16 protein-coding genes are annotated in these 20,352 nt (G+C 66.7%); 15 read left to right on the forward strand and 1 reads right to left on the reverse strand.

Translation table 11 applies throughout. From position 1 onward, the window contains the following. The first annotated feature begins 39 nt into the window (after positions 1 to 39). From nuoE to ACOGJB_RS12535, 12 genes are all read left to right on the forward strand, one after another. Complete coding sequence (gene nuoE, locus ACOGJB_RS12480) at positions 40 to 672, forward strand: NADH-quinone oxidoreductase subunit NuoE (protein ID WP_419837439.1); 633 nt, start codon at positions 40 to 42, stop codon at positions 670 to 672. Beyond that, positions 627 to 2,180 (forward strand): NADH-quinone oxidoreductase subunit NuoF, encoded by a 1,554-nt coding sequence (gene nuoF, locus ACOGJB_RS12485; RefSeq protein ID WP_419837440.1) that lies wholly within the window; start codon positions 627 to 629, stop codon positions 2,178 to 2,180. Before nuoE ends, nuoF begins: the two co-directional genes overlap by 46 nt. Continuing rightward, positions 2,173 to 4,662, forward strand: coding sequence for an NADH-quinone oxidoreductase subunit NuoG (nuoG, locus tag ACOGJB_RS12490; protein ID WP_419837441.1), 2,490 nt, complete (start codon positions 2,173 to 2,175; stop codon positions 4,660 to 4,662). Before nuoF ends, nuoG begins: the two co-directional genes overlap by 8 nt. A gap of 70 nt (positions 4,663 to 4,732) precedes the next feature. After that, positions 4,733 to 6,010, forward strand: a complete 1,278-nt coding sequence (nuoH, locus tag ACOGJB_RS12495; RefSeq protein ID WP_419837442.1) for an NADH-quinone oxidoreductase subunit NuoH — start codon at positions 4,733 to 4,735, stop codon at positions 6,008 to 6,010. After that, on the forward strand, positions 6,010 to 6,693 hold the full coding sequence (gene nuoI, locus ACOGJB_RS12500; RefSeq protein WP_419837443.1) for an NADH-quinone oxidoreductase subunit NuoI: 684 nt from the start codon (positions 6,010 to 6,012) through the stop codon (positions 6,691 to 6,693). Before nuoH ends, nuoI begins: the two co-directional genes overlap by 1 nt. After that, positions 6,693 to 7,397, forward strand: a complete 705-nt coding sequence (locus ACOGJB_RS12505; protein WP_419837444.1) for an NADH-quinone oxidoreductase subunit J — start codon at positions 6,693 to 6,695, stop codon at positions 7,395 to 7,397. The genes nuoI and ACOGJB_RS12505 overlap by 1 nt, the downstream gene beginning before the upstream one ends. After that, complete coding sequence (gene nuoK / locus ACOGJB_RS12510) at positions 7,394 to 7,708, forward strand: NADH-quinone oxidoreductase subunit NuoK (RefSeq protein ID WP_419837445.1); 315 nt, start codon at positions 7,394 to 7,396, stop codon at positions 7,706 to 7,708. Before ACOGJB_RS12505 ends, nuoK begins: the two co-directional genes overlap by 4 nt. Positions 7,709 to 7,770: 62 nt before the next feature. Continuing rightward, complete coding sequence (gene nuoL / locus ACOGJB_RS12515) at positions 7,771 to 9,687, forward strand: NADH-quinone oxidoreductase subunit L (RefSeq protein WP_419837446.1); 1,917 nt, start codon at positions 7,771 to 7,773, stop codon at positions 9,685 to 9,687. Positions 9,688 to 9,820: 133 nt separating this feature from the next. Further along, on the forward strand, positions 9,821 to 11,440 hold the full coding sequence (locus tag ACOGJB_RS12520) for a complex I subunit 4 family protein (protein WP_419837447.1): 1,620 nt from the start codon (positions 9,821 to 9,823) through the stop codon (positions 11,438 to 11,440). 106 nt (positions 11,441 to 11,546) lie between these two features. Beyond that, the gene (locus ACOGJB_RS12525; RefSeq protein ID WP_419837448.1) at positions 11,547 to 13,118 is read left to right on the forward strand and encodes an NADH-quinone oxidoreductase subunit N; all 1,572 of its coding nucleotides are present in this window, start codon (positions 11,547 to 11,549) and stop codon (positions 13,116 to 13,118) included. Between the two features lie 2 nt (positions 13,119 to 13,120). Then, on the forward strand, positions 13,121 to 13,723 hold the full coding sequence (locus ACOGJB_RS12530) for an HAD family hydrolase (RefSeq protein WP_419837449.1): 603 nt from the start codon (positions 13,121 to 13,123) through the stop codon (positions 13,721 to 13,723). A 225-nt stretch (positions 13,724 to 13,948) separates the two neighbouring features. Continuing rightward, entirely contained in the window at positions 13,949 to 15,799 is a 1,851-nt protein-coding gene (locus ACOGJB_RS12535) for an RNA-binding domain-containing protein (protein ID WP_419837450.1), read from the forward strand. 201 nt (positions 15,800 to 16,000) lie between these two features. Here the strand turns inward: ACOGJB_RS12535 and ACOGJB_RS12540 are convergent, their stop codons facing one another. Beyond that, on the reverse strand, positions 16,001 to 17,158 hold the full coding sequence (locus ACOGJB_RS12540; protein ID WP_419837451.1) for an FxLYD domain-containing protein: 1,158 nt from the start codon (positions 17,156 to 17,158) through the stop codon (positions 16,001 to 16,003). Between the two features lie 116 nt (positions 17,159 to 17,274). Here ACOGJB_RS12540 and ACOGJB_RS12545 point away from each other — a divergent pair, with 116 nt between their 5' ends. The 3 genes from ACOGJB_RS12545 (at position 17,275) to ACOGJB_RS12555 (ending at position 20,351) form a co-directional block, all read left to right on the forward strand. Next, positions 17,275 to 17,502 (forward strand): hypothetical protein, encoded by a 228-nt coding sequence (locus ACOGJB_RS12545; protein WP_419837452.1) that lies wholly within the window; start codon positions 17,275 to 17,277, stop codon positions 17,500 to 17,502. Between the two features lie 153 nt (positions 17,503 to 17,655). Beyond that, entirely contained in the window at positions 17,656 to 19,422 is a 1,767-nt protein-coding gene (locus ACOGJB_RS12550) for an alcohol dehydrogenase catalytic domain-containing protein (protein WP_419837453.1), read from the forward strand. Then, complete coding sequence (locus ACOGJB_RS12555) at positions 19,419 to 20,351, forward strand: 1-phosphofructokinase family hexose kinase (RefSeq protein ID WP_419837454.1); 933 nt, start codon at positions 19,419 to 19,421, stop codon at positions 20,349 to 20,351. The genes ACOGJB_RS12550 and ACOGJB_RS12555 overlap by 4 nt, the downstream gene beginning before the upstream one ends. Position 20,352 lies beyond the last annotated feature (1 nt).

Genomic DNA, 20,352 nt, shown 5'->3' on the forward strand with positions numbered 1-20,352 from the left:
CGGTGTTGGCTCCGCGTCCGACGGTGGAAGGACAGCCGGGTGAGCTTCTTTACTGAAGAGAACCGCGCGCTGGCGGCCGAGATCATCGGCCGGTACCCGAAGCGTCGCTCGGCGATGATCCCGCTGCTGCACGTCGCGCAGGCACAAGCCGGCTGGGTCTCCGAAGAGGCGATGGTGGAGATCGCCGAGCTCGTCGACACGACATCGGCCGAGGTGCTCGGCACCTGCTCGTTCTACGAGATGTTCAAGCGGGAGCCCGTCGGCAAGTACCTCGTGAACATCTGCGCCACGATGTCGTGTGCGCTCGCCGGAGCGGTCGAGCTCATGTCCCACGCGCAAGAGCGCCTGGGCGTGCGTGCCGGCGGCACCACTTCCGACGGCATGTTCACGCTGGCGTCCGCGGAATGCCAGGCCGCCTGCACCGAAGCGCCGTGCTTGCAGGTGAACTACCGCTACCGCTACCGGGTCGACGCTGACGGGTTCGACCAGCTCGTAGACGATCTCGCTGCGGGCGTGCTGGACGACGAGATCCCGCCGCATGGCACCACGGCGCGCGTACGGCAACACATTCCGGCCGAAAGGGCGGTCGGCGCCATTCCACCCGAAGAAGTGAACGAAGAACCCGTGTGGCTGACAGCTCCGGCGACCAATGGTGGGAGGCCCAGCTCATGACGCCGTACACCATCGCTCATGCGCCCGGGTTTGTCGTCAACGACGCGCCGCGCATCGTCACCGAGCGATTCGATCACCCCGACAGCTACACACTTGAGCGGTATCTCGCGACAGACGGCTATGAGGGTTTGCGCGCTGCACTCGGGCGCACGCCAGCCGAAGTTCACGGCGAAGTGCGCGACGCAACCTTGCTTGGCCGTGGCGGCGCCGGTTTCCCGGCAGGTGTGAAGTGGGGCTTCTGCCCGCCGGGTGTGTGGCCTCGCTACCTCGTGGTGAACGGCGACGAGTCTGAGCCGGGCACCTACAAGGATCGTCTGCTCATGGAGCTCGACCCGCATCAGCTCATCGAAGGGTGTCTCATTGCCTGCTATGCCGTGGGATTGTCGCAGTGCTTCCTCTACATCCGCGGCGAGATGGCGCTCGCGCAAGAACGTGTGGCGCAGGCCCTGAATGAGGCATACGAGGCCGGCTGGGTGGGCCGCAACATCTGCGGGACTGATTTCTCGGTCGACATCGTGCTGCATTCGGGCGCGGGCGCGTATGTGGTGGGCGAGGAAACGGCCCTCATCGAAAGCCTTGAAGGCAACCGCGGCATGCCGCGGCTGAAGCCCCCCTACTTCCCGGCGGCCATCGGGCTGTACGGCCAGCCCACCATCGTGAACAACGTCGAGACCCTGGCGAACTTGCCGTGGATCCTGCGTCATGGCGCGGAGGCGTTCACGGCCATCGGCACGCCGACATCGCCTGGCACGCGCATGGTGGCAGTCAGCGGGCACGTCCAGCGTCCAGGCGTGTTCGAGATCACCAACGGCACCACCACATTCCGTGACCTCATCTACCGCCCTGACTACTGCGGCGGCACGCGACCGGGACGTGAGCTGAAGGCGTTTGTTCCGGGCGGCGGCTCAGCGCCCTGGTTCACGCCCGCACAGTTGGACCTGCCCTTTGAGGCCTCGCAGATCGGCCCCCAGGGGTCGATGCTGGGCTCCGGCGCAGTGATGGTGATGGACGACACCACCGACATCCCCGCGGCGGCACTGACGCTGACCAAGTTCTATGCCCACGAGTCGTGCGGCAAGTGCGTGCCGTGCCGGGAAGGGGCAACCTGGCTGGAGCGCGTGCTGCGCCGGGTATGCGACGGGACGGGCACACCGCGCGACCTCGATCTGCTGTTCGAGGTGGGCGCCTCGATCTGCCCAGGCGACTTCCCCCATGCCGCGGTCCCCGAACGAGGCCTCGAACCGAAGCCGTTCCCGTACCAGATGACAACGATCTGCTTCGTGGGACCCTCCGCGTTTGCCCCGGTGCACTCAGCCATGACGTTATTCCCCGAGGAATTCGAGGCTCGGGTGGCGCCGAACGCGCACCTCGACGCTGAGTTGCTCGGCGTAGGCCGCGGCGGTGTCGAGGTTTCGATCTCCCGCCCGGCTAACCCAGCCAGTGCCGTCGTGCAGCCCGAAGACGGTCGCCCGCCCGGCACAGGTTCGGAGGTGACCGCACATGCCTGATGCGGCTGCCGAAGCAGCACCGAGCACCGTGGAAGTGACGATCAACGGTGTCGCTGTTGATGCGCGACCCGGTGAGCTGGTCATCGCAGCCGCGGATCGCGCTGGTGTGCATATCCCGCGGTTCTGCTACCACGAGCGGATGAGCCCGGTGGGCATGTGCCGCATGTGCCTCGTCGAGATCGATACCGGCCGGGGGCCGCAGTTGCAGCCCTCCTGCATGGTCCCCGTCTCGCCGCAGATGGTGGTCGACACCACCAGCGAACGCACGCAGCGGGCACAAGAAGGCGTGCTCGAGCTGCTGCTCATCAACCATCCGCTCGACTGCCCGGTCTGCGACAAGGGCGGCGAATGCCCGCTGCAGGACCAGACCATGGCCTACGGCCCCGGCGAATCGCGATTCGTGGAGGAAAAGCGCCACTTCGAAAAGCCGATCCCCATCTCCGACCTGGTGCACCTCGACCGGGAGCGTTGCATCCTGTGCGACCGCTGCACCCGATTCGCCGACGAGGTCGCGGGCGACCCGCTCATCGACTTCACCGAGCGCGGCAACGAGACCCAGGTGCTCACCTTTCCCGGCGAGCCCTTCTCGTCGTACTTCTCGGGCAACACGGTGCAGATCTGTCCCGTCGGTGCGCTCACTGCGGCGCCGTACCGGTTCAAGGCGAGGCCGTGGGATCTCATCGAGACCGAGTCCACCTGCACGACCTGCGCGGTGGGCTGCCGCATCGCGGTGCAGTCGTCTCGCAACGAACTGGTGCGCTACCTCGGAGTTGACATCGACCCGGTCAACCACGGCTGGCTGTGCGACAAGGGCAGGTTTGCCTTCGGTTCTGTCTCGAGCCCCGAACGGGTGACGTCACCGCTGCAGGCGCGCCCGCCAACGAGCACCACCTCCGACCTGGCTGACATCGAGCCGCTGCGCCGCTTCCAGCCGACCGACTGGTCAAGCGCCCTGAGCGCTGTGGCCGCCGCGGTGAAGGCGGCCCGGCCTGGCGCGATTGCCGTGCTTGGCGGCGCTCGCGGCACCAACGAAGATGCCTACGCATGGTCGAAGCTGGCCCGCACGGTGTTGCGGACCGACCACGTGGACGCGCAGCTCGGCGACGGGCTGCCCGCGGAGCTGATTGTCGGCTTGCCCGCGGCGACGATTGACGAGGCGTGCAACGCCGACACGACACTGCTGGTGTGCGGAGACCTGCGCGAAGAGCTGCCGGTGCTGCACCTGCGTCTGCGCGGCGCGGCGCGAGCGGGCACGACTCGCCTGGTCGAGATTGCGCCGGTCAGGACGGGCCTGACTCGCAACGCAGCGCGAAGCGAGCAGTGCCGGGGTGGCGAGGCTGCATCGGTGCTGCGTGATTTGCTCGATGGCGACGATCCCCTGGCAGACGAGCTGGCGTCGGGATCCGTGGTCGTGGTGCTGGGTCGCTCGTCGGTCGCGGAGTCTGCTGAGGCGGCGGCCGAGGTGGCGTCAGTCATCCGTACTCGGGTCCCTCACGCCCGCTTCCTCGTCGCCGCACGGCGGGGCAACGTCCGCGGTGCGCTCGACATGGGCCTGGCCCCAGGGCTGATCCCGGGCCGGGCGCTCAGCGCCAGCCCGCCGCCGAGCTTGGCGCAGGCATGGGGCGAACTGCCTAGCGAACGGGGGCACGACGCCACGGGAATCCTCGCGGCGGCCGCGTCCGGAGAGATCGATGTGCTCTTCCTGCTCGGTGCGGACCCCCTCACCGATTTCCCCGACAGCATGCTGGCGCGTCTCGGCGTGTCCGGCGCGGGCACGGTGGTGGCGGTGGATTCCTTCGTGAACCAATCGACCGCGGAAGCCGACATCGTGCTGCCTGCGGCAGTGTTCGGGGAGAAGTCGGGAACGACGACCAATCTTGAGGGGCGTATCTCGGCCGTCGGAGAGTTGGTCACCGCGCCCGGCTCGGCCCGTCCCGACTGGATGATCGCGGCCGAGCTGGCCGTGCTCTGCGGCGGCGACCTCGGCGTCCTGGGGGTCGATGAGATCACCGCCGAGATTGCCGCCGTGTGCGCTACCCACGCTGAAGCGATCGGGCCTGAACTCGGCACCGACGGTGTGGTGGCATCGGGAGCAGCCTTGGAGCCCGAGTTCCCGGCCGAACATGTCGCACCCGCGCGAGACGCCTACGGCCTCCGCTTGGTCTGCAACCGCAAGCTCTACGACGGCGGGGTGACGGTCGAGCGGACTCCGGCGCTGGCGTCGCTGGCAGCCGACACGGTCTTGGCTGTGCATCCGGTCGACCTCGAACGCGTCGGCGTCGAATCGGGAACCGAGGTCGAGGTCCACTCCGAGCGCGGTGCCCTGAGGCTGCCGATCGTGGCTGACGCCGGAATCGCCCGGGGGAACGTCGTGGTGCAGTTCCCCTCGCCTCACATCGATGTGGGCGCCTTGATCGACGTGACTGCGCCCGTCACCGACGTGCGGATCGAGACTCGCGGCGCCGGAGGGGCGTCGCGATGACGGGTGATCCGCTGTTCGCCGACGGCACCGAAGGGCCTGATGTACCGGTCGCGCGTGATGGGGCGTCGCGATGACGGGTGATCCGCTGTTCGCCGACGGCGTCGACTGGGGTGACATCGGGATCATGGGCCTCAAGATCGGGGTGGCATTCGCCGCCCTGCTGGTCGCCACCATGTTCATGATCTGGTTCGAGCGCAAGCTGATCTCGGACATGCAGCACCGCATCGGCCCCAACGTTGCCGGTCCATGGGGCCTGCTGCAGGCTTTGGCAGACGGCATCAAGTTCTTCTTCAAGGAAGACCTCCGCCCCGCCAATGCCGATCCGCTTGTGTTCCGGCTGGCGCCCTACATCTCGGCGGTCACGGCGTTCGTTGCCTTCGCAATCGTGCCCATCGGCGGCGTCTTCACTGATACCGAAGGTCGCAGCGGCACGGTCACGCTCTTCGGCAAGGAGACCATCTTGCAGGTGGCCGATCCGCCTGTCGGCATTCTGCTGTTGCTTGCGATGTCCTCGGTCGCCGTCTACGGCGTGATGCTGGCGGGATGGTCCTCAGGGTCGAAGTATCCGCTCATTGGGTCGGTGCGAGCCTCGGCACAGGCCATCTCGTACGAAGCCGCGTTGGGCATGTCGGTCGTGGCAGTCGTGATTGTGGCGGGATCGCTCTCCACCCAGCGCATCGTGTCGCTCCAGGCCGGCGGTGCGAACACCTGGTTCGTGGTCACCACCGGCATCGTGCCCTTCATCGTCTTCTTGATTGCCGCCACGGCCGAGCTGAACCGCCCGCCGTTCGACTTAGTGGAAGCCGAGCAGGAGTTGGTGGGCGGATTTCACACCGAGTACTCATCGATCCGCTTCGCCCTGTTCTTCCTGGCCGAGTTCATGAACGTCATCACGATGTCGGCGATCATGGTGACGCTGTTCTTCGGCGGTCCGGCCGGGCCCATCTTCTTCGGCCTGACGTGGCTGTGGCCGACCGTGTGGTTCCTGGCCAAGGTGCTCGCCTTCCTGTTCGTGTTCGTGTGGTTCCGTGCCACGCTGCCGCGCCTGCGTTACGACCAGCTCATGTCGCTGGGATGGAAGGTTCTCATCCCGGTGATGCTCCTGTGGCTGATGTTCTTGGGTCTGCGGCAGGTGGTGTTCGAACAGGAGAGCTGGAATCTGGCGCAACGGCTGGTGGTGACGCTGGGCGTGACCTCCGTCGGCGGCGCGCTCGGATGGCTGCTCCTGTCGGCGGCGCTGCGCGCAGCCAGACGCAACACGGCCCAAGAGCCTCTCAACGCAGAGGATCTGGCCGGCACGCCCACCGGTGCAGCGCCGGGAGACGTCGGACCGGGAAGGGGAGGCTGATGGGCTACCTCGACGGCTTCAAGGTCACGTTCGGCAAGCTCTTCGGCGAGCGGGTCACCACGGAGTACCCGCACGAGAAGCGTCCGAAGCCGCCCCGATTCCACGGGCGGCACGTGCTCAACCGCTATCCCGACGGCATGGAGAAGTGCATCGGCTGCGAGCTGTGCGCCGGTGTGTGCCCGGCCCGCTGCATCTACGTGCGCGGCGCCGACAACGCGCCCGATGACCCGGTGTCGCCGGGCGAGCGGTACGGCTACGTCTACGAGATCAACTACCTGCGCTGCATTCACTGCGACCTGTGCGTGGAGGCCTGCCCGACCGAGGCCATCACCGAGACGAAGGTCTTCGAGTTCAGCTTCCCGACCCGCCGAGACGCCATCTACACCAAGGATGAACTGCTCACCGACGACGACGGACGGCCCCGGCGCCAGCCCTGGGAGCTGTGGCACGAAGGCGACGACGAGCACACCTCAGGCTGGATGCGGGCAACCTCTCCCTCAGGCCAGCCCGACTACGAGGGCCGGGTCGGGTGGAGCGGCGAGCTGGGCTATGGCGTGCGCGCTCCCGAGCAGGGACAGCACGCTGACCTCGACGGCGGGGAGGACGACTCGGTCACCGCCGGCGACGAACCCGCCGACCTCGACGAGCACAGCGGGGCGCCGGCGGCAGGAGATCATCACTGATGGTCGAGGTGTTGGTGTTTGCAGTGGCTGGCGCCGCGTGCCTCATCGGCGCGATCGGTGTGGTGCTGTCGCGCAATCCGGTGCACGCAGCGCTCATGCTGGTGATGACGCTGTTCGGCGTCGCGGTGCTGTTCGTGGCCCAGCAGGCGCACTTCATCGCCGCCGTGCAGGTCATCGTCTACGCCGGCGCCATCGTGGTGCTGTTCCTGTTCGTGATCATGCTGCTCGGCGTAGACCGGGCCGCCGAGCTGTCGCTGGGCGCACTGCCGGCCCAGCGGTGGACTGCAGCCGCATTCGGCATCGGCGGCGCCGCCGTGCTGGTCTGGCTCGTCGCAGCTGTCGACCGGATCTTTGGAGGTCTTCACTCGTATTGCCTTGAGGAGGCTGAGCAGCTCGGATTCGATGTGCCTCCAGACGGGTCGAGATCGGTCTGTCGTCCGCTGCTGGAATCTGGCGCACTCGGCAGCGGGGCCGAGCCGGCCGCCACGAGCTATCTCACCGATGTCAGCGCAATCGCCCGGTCGCTGTTCTCCGACTACGTGTACGCGTTCGAGCTGACCTCCCTGCTGCTCATCGTGGCGGTCATCGGAACGGTGATCCTGGCCCGGCGCAGCTCCGGCGACGATGGACGGCTCGATGGTATGCACGGGGGCGATCCTCAGCAGGCTGAGAGCGTTGCGGGGCAGCAGGAGGCGCGCCGATGAGCGGTCTCGAGGTGACGACCGGCTGGTATCTGACGCTGGGGGCGATGCTGTTCCTGATCGGCGGCACCGGGCTGCTGCTTCGGCGCAACCCGCTGATCATGCTCATGTGCGTCGAGCTGATGCTCAACGGCGTCAATCTCAGCTTCATCGCGTTCGCTGACCGCTTCGGCGATGTGCACGGGCACACGGTGGTGCTCTTCGTGCTGGTGGTCGCGGCGGCCGAAGTGGTGGTCGGTCTCGGTCTGGTGGTGGCGGTGCTGCGCGCCTCGCCTCGTGCGACAGCCGACGATCTGTCGGCCTTGAAGGGCTGAGCGCGTGGGCAGGGTACTCACGAACCAGCCGACGATGACATTGAGCATCAGGAGCTAGGGCGGTGGTCGAGTTGGTCTGGTTCATCCCCGCGCTGCCCCTCGCCGGGTTTGCAGTGCTCCTGCTGGCAGGCCCGCGCCTGGGCGAGCCCCGTGCGGGCTGGCTGGCCACTGCTGCGAGCGCCGGGTCATTCCTGTTCACGCTCATCACCTTCGGCGGGCTGCTCGGTCTCGATTCGGCGGCGGAAGTCGGCGCGGGAGGTCGCGACGGTCGCTGGTTCGTCTCGACGCTGTTCGAGTGGATGCCGCTCGGGAGCCTCGAGGTCGACGCGGCGCTGCTGGTGGATCCGCTGTCGATGACGATGGCGCTGTTCGTGACGGGAGTCGGGACCCTCATCCACCTGTACTCGGTCGGCTACATGCATGGCGACCCGAAGTACTCGAAGTTCTTCCTGTATCTCAACCTGTTCCTGTTCTCGATGCTCATGCTGGTGCTGGGCGAGAACCTCGTGGTCACCTTCCTGGGCTGGGAGGGCGTCGGCACGTGTTCGTACCTGCTGATCTCGTTCTGGCACGAGCGGCCTACCGCGGCAACGGCCGGCAAGAAGGCCTTCGTCACCAATCGCATCGGCGACTTCGGCTTCATGGTCGCCACGTTCCTGCTGTGGACGACACTCGGCACCGTCTCCTACGCCGGCAAGGCGGGTCTCGCAGCAAGTGCTCCGGCGCTGGCGACGGGAACCGCCACGGCGGTGTCGCTGCTGCTGCTGCTCGCCGCTGCAGGCAAGTCAGCGCAGCTCCCGCTGTACGTCTGGCTGCCCGACGCCATGGAAGGACCCACCCCGGTCTCGGCCATGGTGCACGCCGCCACGATGGTGACAGCCGGCGTCTACCTGCTGGTGCGACTCAACCCGGTGATGGACGAGTCGAGCGGGGCACTCACGGTCATCGCAATCGTCGGCGCTGCCACCGCGCTGTTCGCAGCGCTGGCCGCAGTGGCGCAGCACGACATCAAGAAGGTGCTGGCGTACTCCACGGTCAGCCAGCTCGGTTACATGTTCCTGGCCATCGGCTCGGGCGCGTACGTGGCGGCAATCTTCCACGTCATCACCCACGCGTTCTTCAAGGGGCTGCTGTTCCTGGGCGCCGGCTCAGTCATCCACGGTCTCGGCGACGAGCAGGACATGCGTCACATGGGCGCGCTGCGCGTCGTCATGCCCATCACCGCGGTCACGTTCATCGTGGGCTGGCTGGCAATTGCCGGCGTGCCGCCACTGTCGGGCTTCTGGTCGAAGGACGAGATCCTGCTCGCCGCGTGGGAGCAGCCCGCCATCGGCCCGCTGCTGTGGGCCGTCGGCCTGATCACTGCGCTGCTGACCGCCTACTACATGAGCCGCCAGACCTTCTTGGTGTTCTTCGGCGGCCAGCGCTGGAATGAGGGCACTCACCCGCACGAGTCACCCGCCACGATGACGCTTCCGCTCGTGCTGCTCGCAGGCGCGGCGGCCGTCGGCGGCATCGTCAACCTGCCACTGGCGGGCGATTGGCTGGTGCTCGAGCACTTCTTGGAACCCGTGCTGGCCCATGAACATCACTTCGAGTCAGCGACCTGGCAGAAGCTGCTGTTCGCCTTCGTGGCGGTTCTCGCGGCGCTGATCGGCATCACCATCGCCGTGCTCGCCTGTCTGCGCTCGCGCGTCGCGACCGGCAGGCTCGAACCGGCGCTGCTCGAGAACGCGTTTTATGTCGACTCGACCATTTCGAGGTTTGTGGGCGGACCCGGCACCAAGGCATTCGAGGCCGCGGCTGCTGCCGATCGGCGCTTCGTGGACGGTGCCGTCAATGGCGTCGCACGGCTGGTGCGCATGATCGGCGAAGCGCTGCGGCCGCTGCAGTCGGGCTACTTGCGGCACTACGCATCGGGCGTCGCGGTCGGCGCCATCGTCCTCGTCATCTGGCTCGCACTGCGGGGCATCTCGTGAGCGTTCAGAGCCGCTTGCCTCGGCGCTCTCGACCGTCCCGTGCGTATCGGCTCGCCGCGGCCCGACACCGTCGGCTTCGCAGCCTGCCGATGCCTCCCTTGTCGAGAGAGGTACCGCTGCAGGGGGCCACACGATGAGTCCGGCCGGATTGCTGGGGGCCTCAGCCGGGGCCGACTTCCCGCTGCTGAACGCGCTGATCTTCGTGCCCGCCGTGGGTGCCCTCGTGGTGGCCCTGCTGCCGACTAGCCGTCCCGATCTCGCTCGTCCGCTGGGCGCGCTCTTTGCCGCCGTCGGCGGTGCGCTGGCGTTGGCGCTGGCCTGGCAATTCGACATCGTCCCCGCAGCGCAGCTCGACTCCGTGGGGGAGGGATTCCAGTTCGTCAGCCAGCAGTCGTGGATCCCAAAGCTCGGCATTTCGTGGCATGTCGGCGTCGACGGCATCTCGCTGTGGCTGGTGGTGCTGACCAGCGTGGTCGTGCCGATCGTGCTGGCGGGCGTCGACCCGCACCACGACCCCAAGCCATACACGGTGTGGATGCTGCTGCTGCAGGCCGGCTCGGTGGGCGCTTTCGTCGCTCTCGACCTGTTCCTGTTCTTCGTGATGTTCGAAGTGGTGCTGGTGCCCATGTACTTCCTCATCGCGGGCTGGGGCTACGAAGGGCGCCGCTACGCCGCCACGAAGTTCTTCATTTACACGATGGCGGGCTCGGCGCTGCTGCTAGTGGCCATCGTGGCCACCGCCGTGCTCGGCTCGCCCGACAGCGGCACCACGTTTGATCTTGTCGCGCTGGCCGAAGGCCAGCATCTGCCCACCAACGCGGCCCGTTGGTGCTTCGTGGCGTTCGCGATCGCGTTCCTGGTGAAGGTGCCTGTGGTGCCGCTGCACACCTGGCTTCCCGACGCGCACACCCAAGCGCCCACAGCAGGTTCGGTCGTGCTGGCCGCGGTGCTGCTGAAGCTCGGCACGTACGGGCTGCTGCGCTTCGGGCTGTACCTGTTCCCCGAGGCGTCGAACTGGGCAGCCCCGGTGCTGGTCACCGTCGGAGTGGTCGGTGTCATCTGGGGCGCGATCACCGCGGCCATGCAGCGTGACCTCAAGCGCCTCGTCGCATATTCCTCGGTGGCCCACATGGGCTTCATCGTGCTGGGCATCTTCGCCTTCACCGCCCAGGCCGTCGGCGGCGGCGTCATCCAGATGGTCAACCACGGCATCAGCACCGGCGCCTTGTTCCTGCTGGTGGGGATGCTGTACGAGCGGCGGCACACCCGCCGGATCGACGAGCTCGCCGGCATCCAGTCCGCCGCGCCGGTCTACGCCGGGGTGTTCACGCTCATCATGCTTTCGTCGGTGGGCGTGCCGGGCCTGAACGGGTTCGTGGGCGAATTCCTGATCCTGATCGGCTCGTTCGACACCCGGCCTGTGTGGACGATCATCGCCGCCACCGGCGTGATCCTGGCAGCGCTGTACTTGCTGTGGGCCTACCAGCGCGTGTTCCACGGCCCGCCCGCCGCGGCCGACCGCCAGACGGCAGACCTGCGACGGGGCGAGCTGGCGACGCTGGCGCCATTTGTCATCGCCGTGGTGGCACTCGGGGTGTACCCCAAGCCGCTGCTCGAAGCAGTGGAGCCGTCGGCGGACGAACTGCTCGAGCACCTTGCCGAGCACAGCGACTTCGATCTGCCGGATCCGGACGATCCGGTGGTCGTCGACCAAGGAAACGACGCCGGCAACCATGACGAGGACGGCCACTGATGCCGCCGCTCGACACCGGGTTATTCAGACCGGCCGGCTCGGCGGTCATGGCGGTGCACGGCCGAACCGGCGAACGAGTCGGTGAACTCGGCGGAGGTCACAGGTGATGCCGTCGTTTGCACCGCCGACCGTCGATTGGTGGGTGCTCCTGCCTCAGATGGTCCTGGTCGGCGCTGCGCTCGGGCTGCTGCTGGTGTCCTCGCTGACGCCGCGGTCGCTGCCCGGCTGGGTGTCCACCATCACCTCGATCGCTGCGGGCGCGGTTGCGGCCGTCGTGGCTGCGGTCCAGTGGGCCATGTGGGGCTCGACGCCTCGGCCCACGCTGGCGGGCGCGTTCGTGAGCGATGGTTTCAGTCTGTTGCTCACGGTGCTGATCGGCGCGGGCGTGGTGATGACGGCGCTCGTCGCCCATTCCGCACTCGATCGGTACGACATGGCGCCGCCGGAGTTCGCGGCGCTGCTGCTGGCCTCGGCGGCCGGTGCTGTCGTCATGGCAGGCGCGAACGACCTCATCGTGCTGTTCTTGGGGCTCGAATCGCTGTCGATCGCGCTCTACGTGCTGATCGCGCTGGCAGGCCGGCGCGCGAGCGCCCGCGAATCGGCCATGAAGTACTTCGTGCTGGGGGCGTTCAGCTCGGCGTTCTTCCTCTACGGAATCGCGCTGGTGTACGGCTCCACGGGCAGCACGAACCTCAGCGGGATCGGTGAGTTCCTTTTCGGATCCATCAGGGAAACCGATTTCCTGCTGCTCGCCGGCATTGCGCTGCTGCTCGTCGGCCTCGGCTTCAAGGTGGCCGCCGTCCCATTCCACTTCTGGGCACCCGACGTCTATGAGGGTGCGCCCAGCCCGGTCACCGGCTACCTGGCGTCGATTGCCAAGGCCGCAGGCTTCGCCGCGCTGGCACGCGTGCTGTACGTGGCGCTCGCAGAGCAGGGCACTGCTTGGTCGCCGATCCTCATCGGGCTGGCGTTCGCGACGCTGGCCGTCGGCGCTGTCATGGCCATCTGCCAGAGCGACGTGAAGCGGATGCTGGCCTACAGCTCGATCAGCCACGCCGGCTTCGTGCTGGTCGGCCTCTCTGCGGTCCCGGCCGCCAGCGGGCTGGCGCAGTGGACCGCAGGCGGCGGCGACGCAGTCTCGTCGGCTGTCTTCTACCTGATCGCCTACTCGTTCATGGCGCTGGGCAGCTTCGCCGTGCTGTCGGTTGTCGGCCCCGAGCTTCAATCGCCGGATGCCGACGCGAGCGCGCATTCCTTCAGCCGCTACGGCGGGCTGGCACGCCGCCGCCCTGTCTTGGCGCTCGCCTTCACCGTGCTGCTGCTGGCGCAGGCAGGCGTGCCGCTCACGGCCGGCTTCGTGGCCAAGTTCGAGGTCATCCGTGCTGCAATCGGTGCCGGCGGCTACGTCTTGGCCGCTGTCGCGATGATCACAGCGGTCGTGAGCGCCTTCGCCTACCTGCGCGTCGTTCTGGCCATGTATGCCCCCGAAGGCGCAGCGGACGCCGGCGAGGGCGACAGCGCCCCGGCCGCCCGCGCGAGCCGGCCGCGCTGGGGCGGCCTGCCCCTGACATCGGTCTTCGCCATCAGCCTCGCGGTAGCCGTGACGGTTGTCGTCGGCGTATTCCCGCAGCGGCTCCTCGAATGGAGCGCCGACGCCGTCCTGTCGATCATCTTGTAGGGATGGCGGCCGACTCAAGACGACTCGCCAATTTCCGTTGGCTGGTGCTTGACGCAATGGGAGTCATCTATCGCGCAGGCGACGATGTCGCTGAGCTGCTCGTTCCGTATCTCCGCGACCAGGGCTGTCGACTCTCGGCAGCGGAGATCGAGGCCGGCTATCACGCAGCCAGCCTCGGCCGGATGTCCAGTTCGGAGTTCTGGCAGCGCTGCGGTGTCGACGGCAACGACGCCGACTACATCGCGGGCCACTCGCTGTCGCCTGGTCTGCGGGAATTGCTCGAACACGTGACAGCTCGCGGCATACGCGTTGCGTGCCTCTCAAACGACGTGAGCGAGTGGGCCGCCCTTCAACGCGATCACTTCGGATTGGCGGAGTTCATCGATCCATGGTGCATCTCCGGCGACATCGGTATCCGCAAGCCCGATGCCGAGGCCTTCTGGACGCTCCTCAGAGCAATCGAAGCTGAGCCTGGCGAATGCCTCTTCGTCGATGATCGTCAGAAGAACGTCGATGGCGCGCGTGCAGTTGGTATCGAGGCCGTGCTGTTTGGGACCGAATGCTCCGCATCGCTCGACCAGCTTCTGGACCGGTTCGTACCGTAAGCCAGGTCGAAGGATGCCAGTGGCGGCGATCTACGACCGCGTCAACGTGATGCGGAGAACCCTTGGAGCGCCGACGCCGTCCTGTCGATCATCTTGTAGAGCAGACCCGGCGACGACCCCGTTTGCATAGTTTTGAACAAGAATTCAAGCTCACAGCAAGTTCCAATATTTTGACCTCGGTATCAATAGCATCGTGCGAGGCATCCTGTCCTCCAACGGCTGGGTTTGCAATATTTTGAACTAGAAGTCAAAGTATTTGTAAATGTTAAACGTTTGAACTATTGTGCTGGCGTGGACACTGTGGAACTGCACACGGCAATTGCCGGCGGCGAAACGCTGACAGTGGAGATCAAGTCCAACATTGACGCCACCGAACTCGTTGAGGCTGTTGTCTGTCTTGCGAACACGGACGGCGGCCACCTGTTGGTTGGCGTCGACGAGAAGACCGGCGAGATAGTCGGTGCAGAGCCGTGGCCGAGGATGGATCTCGATCCGGTGCGTATCGAGGCCCACATCGCGGCGAACACCGAGCCTGCGGTTCGGGTGTCTGTCGAGGTTGTCGACGACGGCACATCGAATGTCGTTGTGGTTGCCGTGCCTGCCGCGAACACGGTCGTTGCGACCAGCAAAGGCAAGTTCGTCCGGAGGGCGCTTGATGTGCGCGGGAAGCCACAATGCCTGCCGATGCGGCCGAGCGAGGTCCTGTCGCGAGCGGGCAGCACCGGCGAACGCGATTTCACACGAACACCGGTGCCCGACCTCAGCATCGACGACCTGGACCCTCTCGAAATCGACCGCTTCCGCACCTTGGCGACGAGCGAGCACGGCGACGCGGTGCTGGCGTCCCTCAACGATGACGCGTTGCTGCGTGCCTTGGAACTCGTCGATGTAGGAGGACAACTCAATCTCGCCAGCGTCTTGCTGTTCGGCCGAGAAGCCGCGTTGCGAACCCAAGTGCCTGGCGCAGAAGTGGCGTTCCAGCATCTCGGTGCCCAACTGACTGTGCTCGCCAATGACATCGGTCATGCCCCTCTGCTGCGCGCCATGTCAGAGCTGTCTGAAAGAGTGCAGGCCCGCAACACCGAAGAAGAGATCGACATGGGCATGTTTCGCGTGCCGGTCCCGCGCTTTGCCGAGCGGGCAGTGCGCGAGTTGATCGCCAACGCGCTGACACATCGCGATTACACGGCTTTGGGCCAGACTCAGGTCGTCTTGACGGACGCGGGCCTTGAGGTGTCGAATCCGGGCGGCTTCCCCGTCGGGGTCACGCTGGCCAATCTGTTGATCACCCCGCCACGGCCTCGGAATCCGCTGCTGGCTGACGCATTCAAGCGTGCAGGTTTGGTGGAGCGCACGAGCCGTGGAATCAACCTCGTATTCAGAGGCCAACTGCGCAGCGGGCACGGACCGCCTGACTACAGCGGCACCACCTCGGAGACGGTCTTGGTGCGCGTCGTCGCTGGACCTGCCGACCGGGAATTCGCAGGCTATGTGGAGGAGGCTCGCCGGGAAGGCAATGAACTTGAGCTTGACGAACTCCTCGTTCTGCATGAGGTCCGCCGCGAGCGCATCGTTTCTGCCCGGCGCGTGGCCGAGCTGATCCAACGCGATCAAGCCCAGGCCCGCGGCCTGCTGACGACGCTCATCGAGAAAGGACTCATCGAGCCTCGCGGTCGGGGCCGCGGCCGCGAATATCACCTGTCGGCTTCCCTGTACCGCCGCTTTCATGAGGCACCTCGCTATGTGCGCATGCGCGGGTACGACCGCCTCCAGCAAGAGCAGATGATCCTGACCTACGTGCGTGCACACGGCTCGATCGCTCGGCGCGAAGCCGCAGACTTGTGCCAGATCGATTCGAGCAGCGCAGCCCGAGTGCTTCGCGAGATGCGTCACGCACGAGTGCTCGATCTAGTCGGCGAGCGTCGCACAGCACGCTATGTGGTGCCGGTCTCGCCGAACCCGCTCCCAGGCGCGGAAGGGCCCGGCGCAGGTGATCCCATCGACGCGCTCGTCGGGCAGTTTGATGTCGAACCTGATGAGAACATCGATGCTGTGATCTACGACTACGACCGTTGAGACTCGATGAGTTCAGTGGCTGGCCGTCGTTATGAAGAAGCATGCTTTCCGTGGGACGCGGCAGATCCCCCGGCTCTGACGGTTGGTTTCCGTCGAGGCCGGGGGATCGCTTTGCGTGCTGCCCGTGGTGCGGTGCGGTGATGGGAGGGGGTCACCTGCCGTCTGCCGGGGGCAGCTGTCGCGCCCTTGGCGGTGCGGGTGTCAGCCTGCGCTGCCCTCGCCGCCGGAGCCGTGCTCGCCGCTGCGCTCCGAGCCGCCTTCACGGCCGCTCTCGCCGCCGCCTTCGTTGCCTTCGGCGTGGCCGCCGGCACGCTCGCTGCTCTCGCCGCCGCCGGTGCCGCCTTCACCGCCTTCGCCGCTGCCGACTTCGGCGTGGGGGCTCCAGGTGGTGAACGGTGCCTGTGTGGCGGGCAGGCTGATGCGCAGCGTCTGGCCTGGTGCCAGGTCGGTGGGCGTGGTGGGGCCGAGCTCGGTGCCGTTGGAGAGGTGGATCTCCACCCGGGCTCGGGTCAGCACGCTGTTGGTGGTGTTGGTCACCGTGCCGTTGAACGTGTTCGCCGCGGGGTCATAGGCCAGCACCAGCCGGGCGCCGTTGCGGGTCACGTCGTAGGTCTGGCCCGGTGTGAGCGCCACGGCGGTGTCGTTCTCGCCGCCTGCCTCGGTCACCTCGCCACCGCGCTCGCCGCCTGACTCGCCGCCATTCTCGCCGCTGGCTTCGTTGCCCTCGGCATGGCCGCCGGCACCCTCAGCGCCTTCGCCGCCTTCGCCCCCGCTGTGGGGGATGGGACCAGGCCCGTTGCAGTCGAAGACCTCCATGTGCACGACGTAGCCGTCGAAGGCCACTCCGGCCATGGCGGGCTCATCCGCTACCGACAGCACTGACGTTGCCGATTGGCCTGGTGCCAGGTCGCCGAGCTTCTCTGGACCCAGCTCGCCGACCGTCTGCGCACCGGCTTTCATGTGCGGCTCGGACTGCACGTAGCACAGCGTCTGGGTTGTCGTGTTGCGAACCGTGGTGCGCACGGTCTGGGTCGCTGTGTCGTAGCTGGCTGCAACGTCGAGGCCGCCCAGGTTGCCCGTCCAGGTCTGGTCGAGCGGGATCACCGGGCTCGACATCAGAGCCTCGTTGATCTCCTCGCTGCTGCCGTCGCCGACGCCTTCGGTGCCCTCTGCGTGAGTCGGGTTCGCCTCAGCACCCTCGCCGTTGCGGGGATCGGCGATGATCTCGCCCGCCGCTGTCTCAACGTCGTCCCCGGTGCTTGAACCCAGGGCGCATCCGCCCAGTGCAGCCGCCGAGAGTGTGACTCCTGCGAGTGCCCCCGCCAGCCACTTCCTTGCTCTTGAATTCTTGAACCCCATGTCATTCTCCTTTCGTGAGGTTCTGACTTGGGGAGCAACGTAAGAATCGAATGTGACCCAAATGTGACGACGCCAAACAGTCTCGGAAGCCGTGCGCTGCCTAAGGTGGAGTCGTTATGACGCCTCTTGGACGCGAGCTGCGCAGCCTTGCCCGGCAGATTGCAGATGGGACATCGCAGATGAGCGACCTCGAGCGTCAACAGTCCCTCCGGCAAGAGCTGAAACGCAAGCTCGAGAGTGCCGGTTCGACGACGAAGGAGATGGCCAAGGCCGCCGGTGTGACCCGATTCACGGTGAACGCGTGGCTTCGCCAAGCCCACATGGGCAGGTTTCCCACGCTCTAGAGCGAACGTTGCGTCTGATGTGACAGAAGCGGCCTGCTGCGCCAGTTTGGCTGATCTGCTCTCCGTCAAACTGCCGGTTGCAACCCACTAGGTAGCCGTCAACGATGGTGCCTGCGGAGTTCGGGGTGCGGCTCCCGCAGGGAGGTCCGAGGGGTGACGGCGACCGGTGCATGGTCATACGACCGATACCGCGAGGGCACGGCGCCACTTCCCCGCCCGAATCTCGCATGGAATACCTACGGCGGAGGCGTCGAGAGCATCGGCCGCGACGGGTGCCCGGAACCGGTCGAGGTGTCTGCGCCAGCACCGAACCAGCTGCTCGTACGGGTAGACGCTGTCGGGCTCTGCTTCTCAGACGTCAAGCTGATCCGGCTCGGCTCTGAGCATCCCAAGCTGTACGGCCGTGATCTGTCGGTCGACCCCATCCGGCTCGGCCATGAGGCGACAGTCACGGTCATCGAGGTGGGAGACGACCTCGCCGAGACCTACCGCACGGGTGATCGCCTCGCAATCCAGCCGGACATCTTCATCGACGGTCGCAGCACGGCTTACGGCTACACGATCCCCGGTGGCTTGATCCAATATCACCTGATCGGCCCCGAAGTGCTCGACGCGGACGGTGTCTCGTACGTGATGCCGGTGGCTGACCACATCGGGTACGCGGCAGCGGCGCTGTCTGAGCCGTGGGCATGCGTGGAAGCCGCATACACGCAGCGCCGTCGCCTGTGGCCGCTCAGCGGCGGGACGGCCTGGATCATCGGCCACCCCGACGACCAGCGCAACTACGACTTCGGCGAGACGCTCCGCCACGCCGCCCGCGTCGTGCTCACCGGTCTGAACCCGCACACCGCCTCCGCGGTGCTCGAAGCAATAGGCCCGAAGACCGAGACGTCAGTCGTCGATGCCCCCGAGTTGTCGGAATACGCCTCGCTCGTCGACCGCGAGACCGATGGCGAGGGCTTCGACGACATCATCCTCATCGACCCACGGTCTGCTTCGCAGGTGACCGAGGTCGCACGGCACGTCGCGTTTCGCGGCACGCTCAACCTCGTCGGCGAATACCCACTCGACGGTCTCTCATCCATCGACTTCGGCCGCCTGCACTACGACTACACCGCCTTCGTCGGAACACGCGGCCCGAACGTCGCGCACGGATACGGCGAGCAGCGAAACCGCTGCGACCTGCGTCCCGGTGGGGTGGCAGTGTTCGTCGGCGCTGGCGGCCCGATGGGTCAGATGCACGTGCAGCGGGCGCTCGAGAAGGCCGACGGCCCGTCCGTCGTCATCGGCATCGACCCAGACCGGGCGCGCCTCGACGTGCTGGCGGCATCGCTCGGCCCGCTCGCGGAACGCTCTGGCTGCGAGCTCATCGTGCTGAACGCGGATGCGTCCGACCCGAGCGTGCGCGAACTGATCGACGAGCGTTCCGACGGCGACGGCGCAGACGATGTGGTCGTTACCGTGCCGGTGGCGTCGGTCATGGCATCGGCGGCGCAGTTGATGAGCGACGATGGAATGCTCGTGTTCTTCGCCGGAGTCGCGAACGGCACAACCGGGCCGCTCGACATGAGCAAGGTGTATCTCAGCAACGCCCAGTACACCGGCACGTCTGGTTCGACACTCGACGATCAAGCGCTCGTGCTCGACAAGACGGCGGCGGGCTTGCTCTCGCCCGACCTAAATCTGGCTGCCGTCGGCGGGATCGAAGCCGGGCGAGACGGTGTGCAGGCGATGCTCGACGGCCGGTTTGCCGGCAAGATCGTCATTTTCCCCCAGGTTGCCGGTATGCCGCTGCTGGGACTCGACGAGCTCGCCGACCGGTACCCCGATATCGGCAGCGCCCTGGGACCGCAGGGCCAATGGACATCGCAAGCCGAGCGACGGCTGCTCGAGACCCACGGGGTCGTCGAGGATCCGTGATCACGACGCTGACGCCGAATCCGAGCTTAGACCGGACCTTGCGCGTCAATGCACTCGAACGAGGCAGCGTGTACCGGGCATCGCTCGTGCGGGTCGAGTGTGCCGGCAAGGGGGTCAACGTGGCCCGCGCGCTTGCCGTCAACGAACACCAGGCTCGGGCGGTGTTTCCCGCGAACGACGACGATCTCGCGCTGTTCGATGCCGCGTTGGCCGCAACCGGGGTGACGTCGCATGCGGTGCGGATTCGAGGATCCGTCCGCACCAACATCACCGTGGTCGAGCCCGATGGCACGACGACGAAGATCAACGAGCCGGGACCAGAACTCGACGCGGCGGAGGCCGCCGAGCTGATGCGCGCCGCGGTGACCGGTTCGGGCTCGGACTGGCTCATCGCCAGCGGGAGCCTCGCGCCTCGAACCCCGGCCGATTTCTATACCCAGCTCGCCGAGTCGCTCCCCGACGCAGCGCAGCGGCTCGCTGTCGATTCAAGCGGTGAACCGCTCGAGCTGCTCATCGGGACGCCGTGCGCCGTCGTGAAGCCGAACCTCAGCGAGCTGGTCGGCCTCACACGTCAGCAAATGTGCACCGTGGGCGATGTCGTCGATGCTGCCAGGGATCTGCGCGACCGTGGCTGGGGCTCGGTGCTGGTCAGTCTCGGCCGCTTCGGGGCTGTGCTGGTGAGTGACGAGATCTCCTACGGAACAGTCTCGGTGACCGACGTGCGCAATACGGTCGGTGCGGGCGATGCACTGCTGGCCGGCTTCATCGCAGCAGGCGGCCGAGGCTCGGCGGCACTGGCTGAGGGGCTGGCTTGGGCGTCAGCCGCAGTGCGCTCGGTGGGCACCGCTGGCACCAGAGTCAGCCTCGACGACCGACGCGCTGTGGCGGTGTCGCCGTGCGTACCGCGAGAACTGCCAGTGGAGGAATGAG

This window comes from Candidatus Poriferisodalis sp., assembly GCF_965208895.1.
GTDB lineage: Bacteria > Actinomycetota > Acidimicrobiia > Acidimicrobiales > Poriferisodalaceae > Poriferisodalis.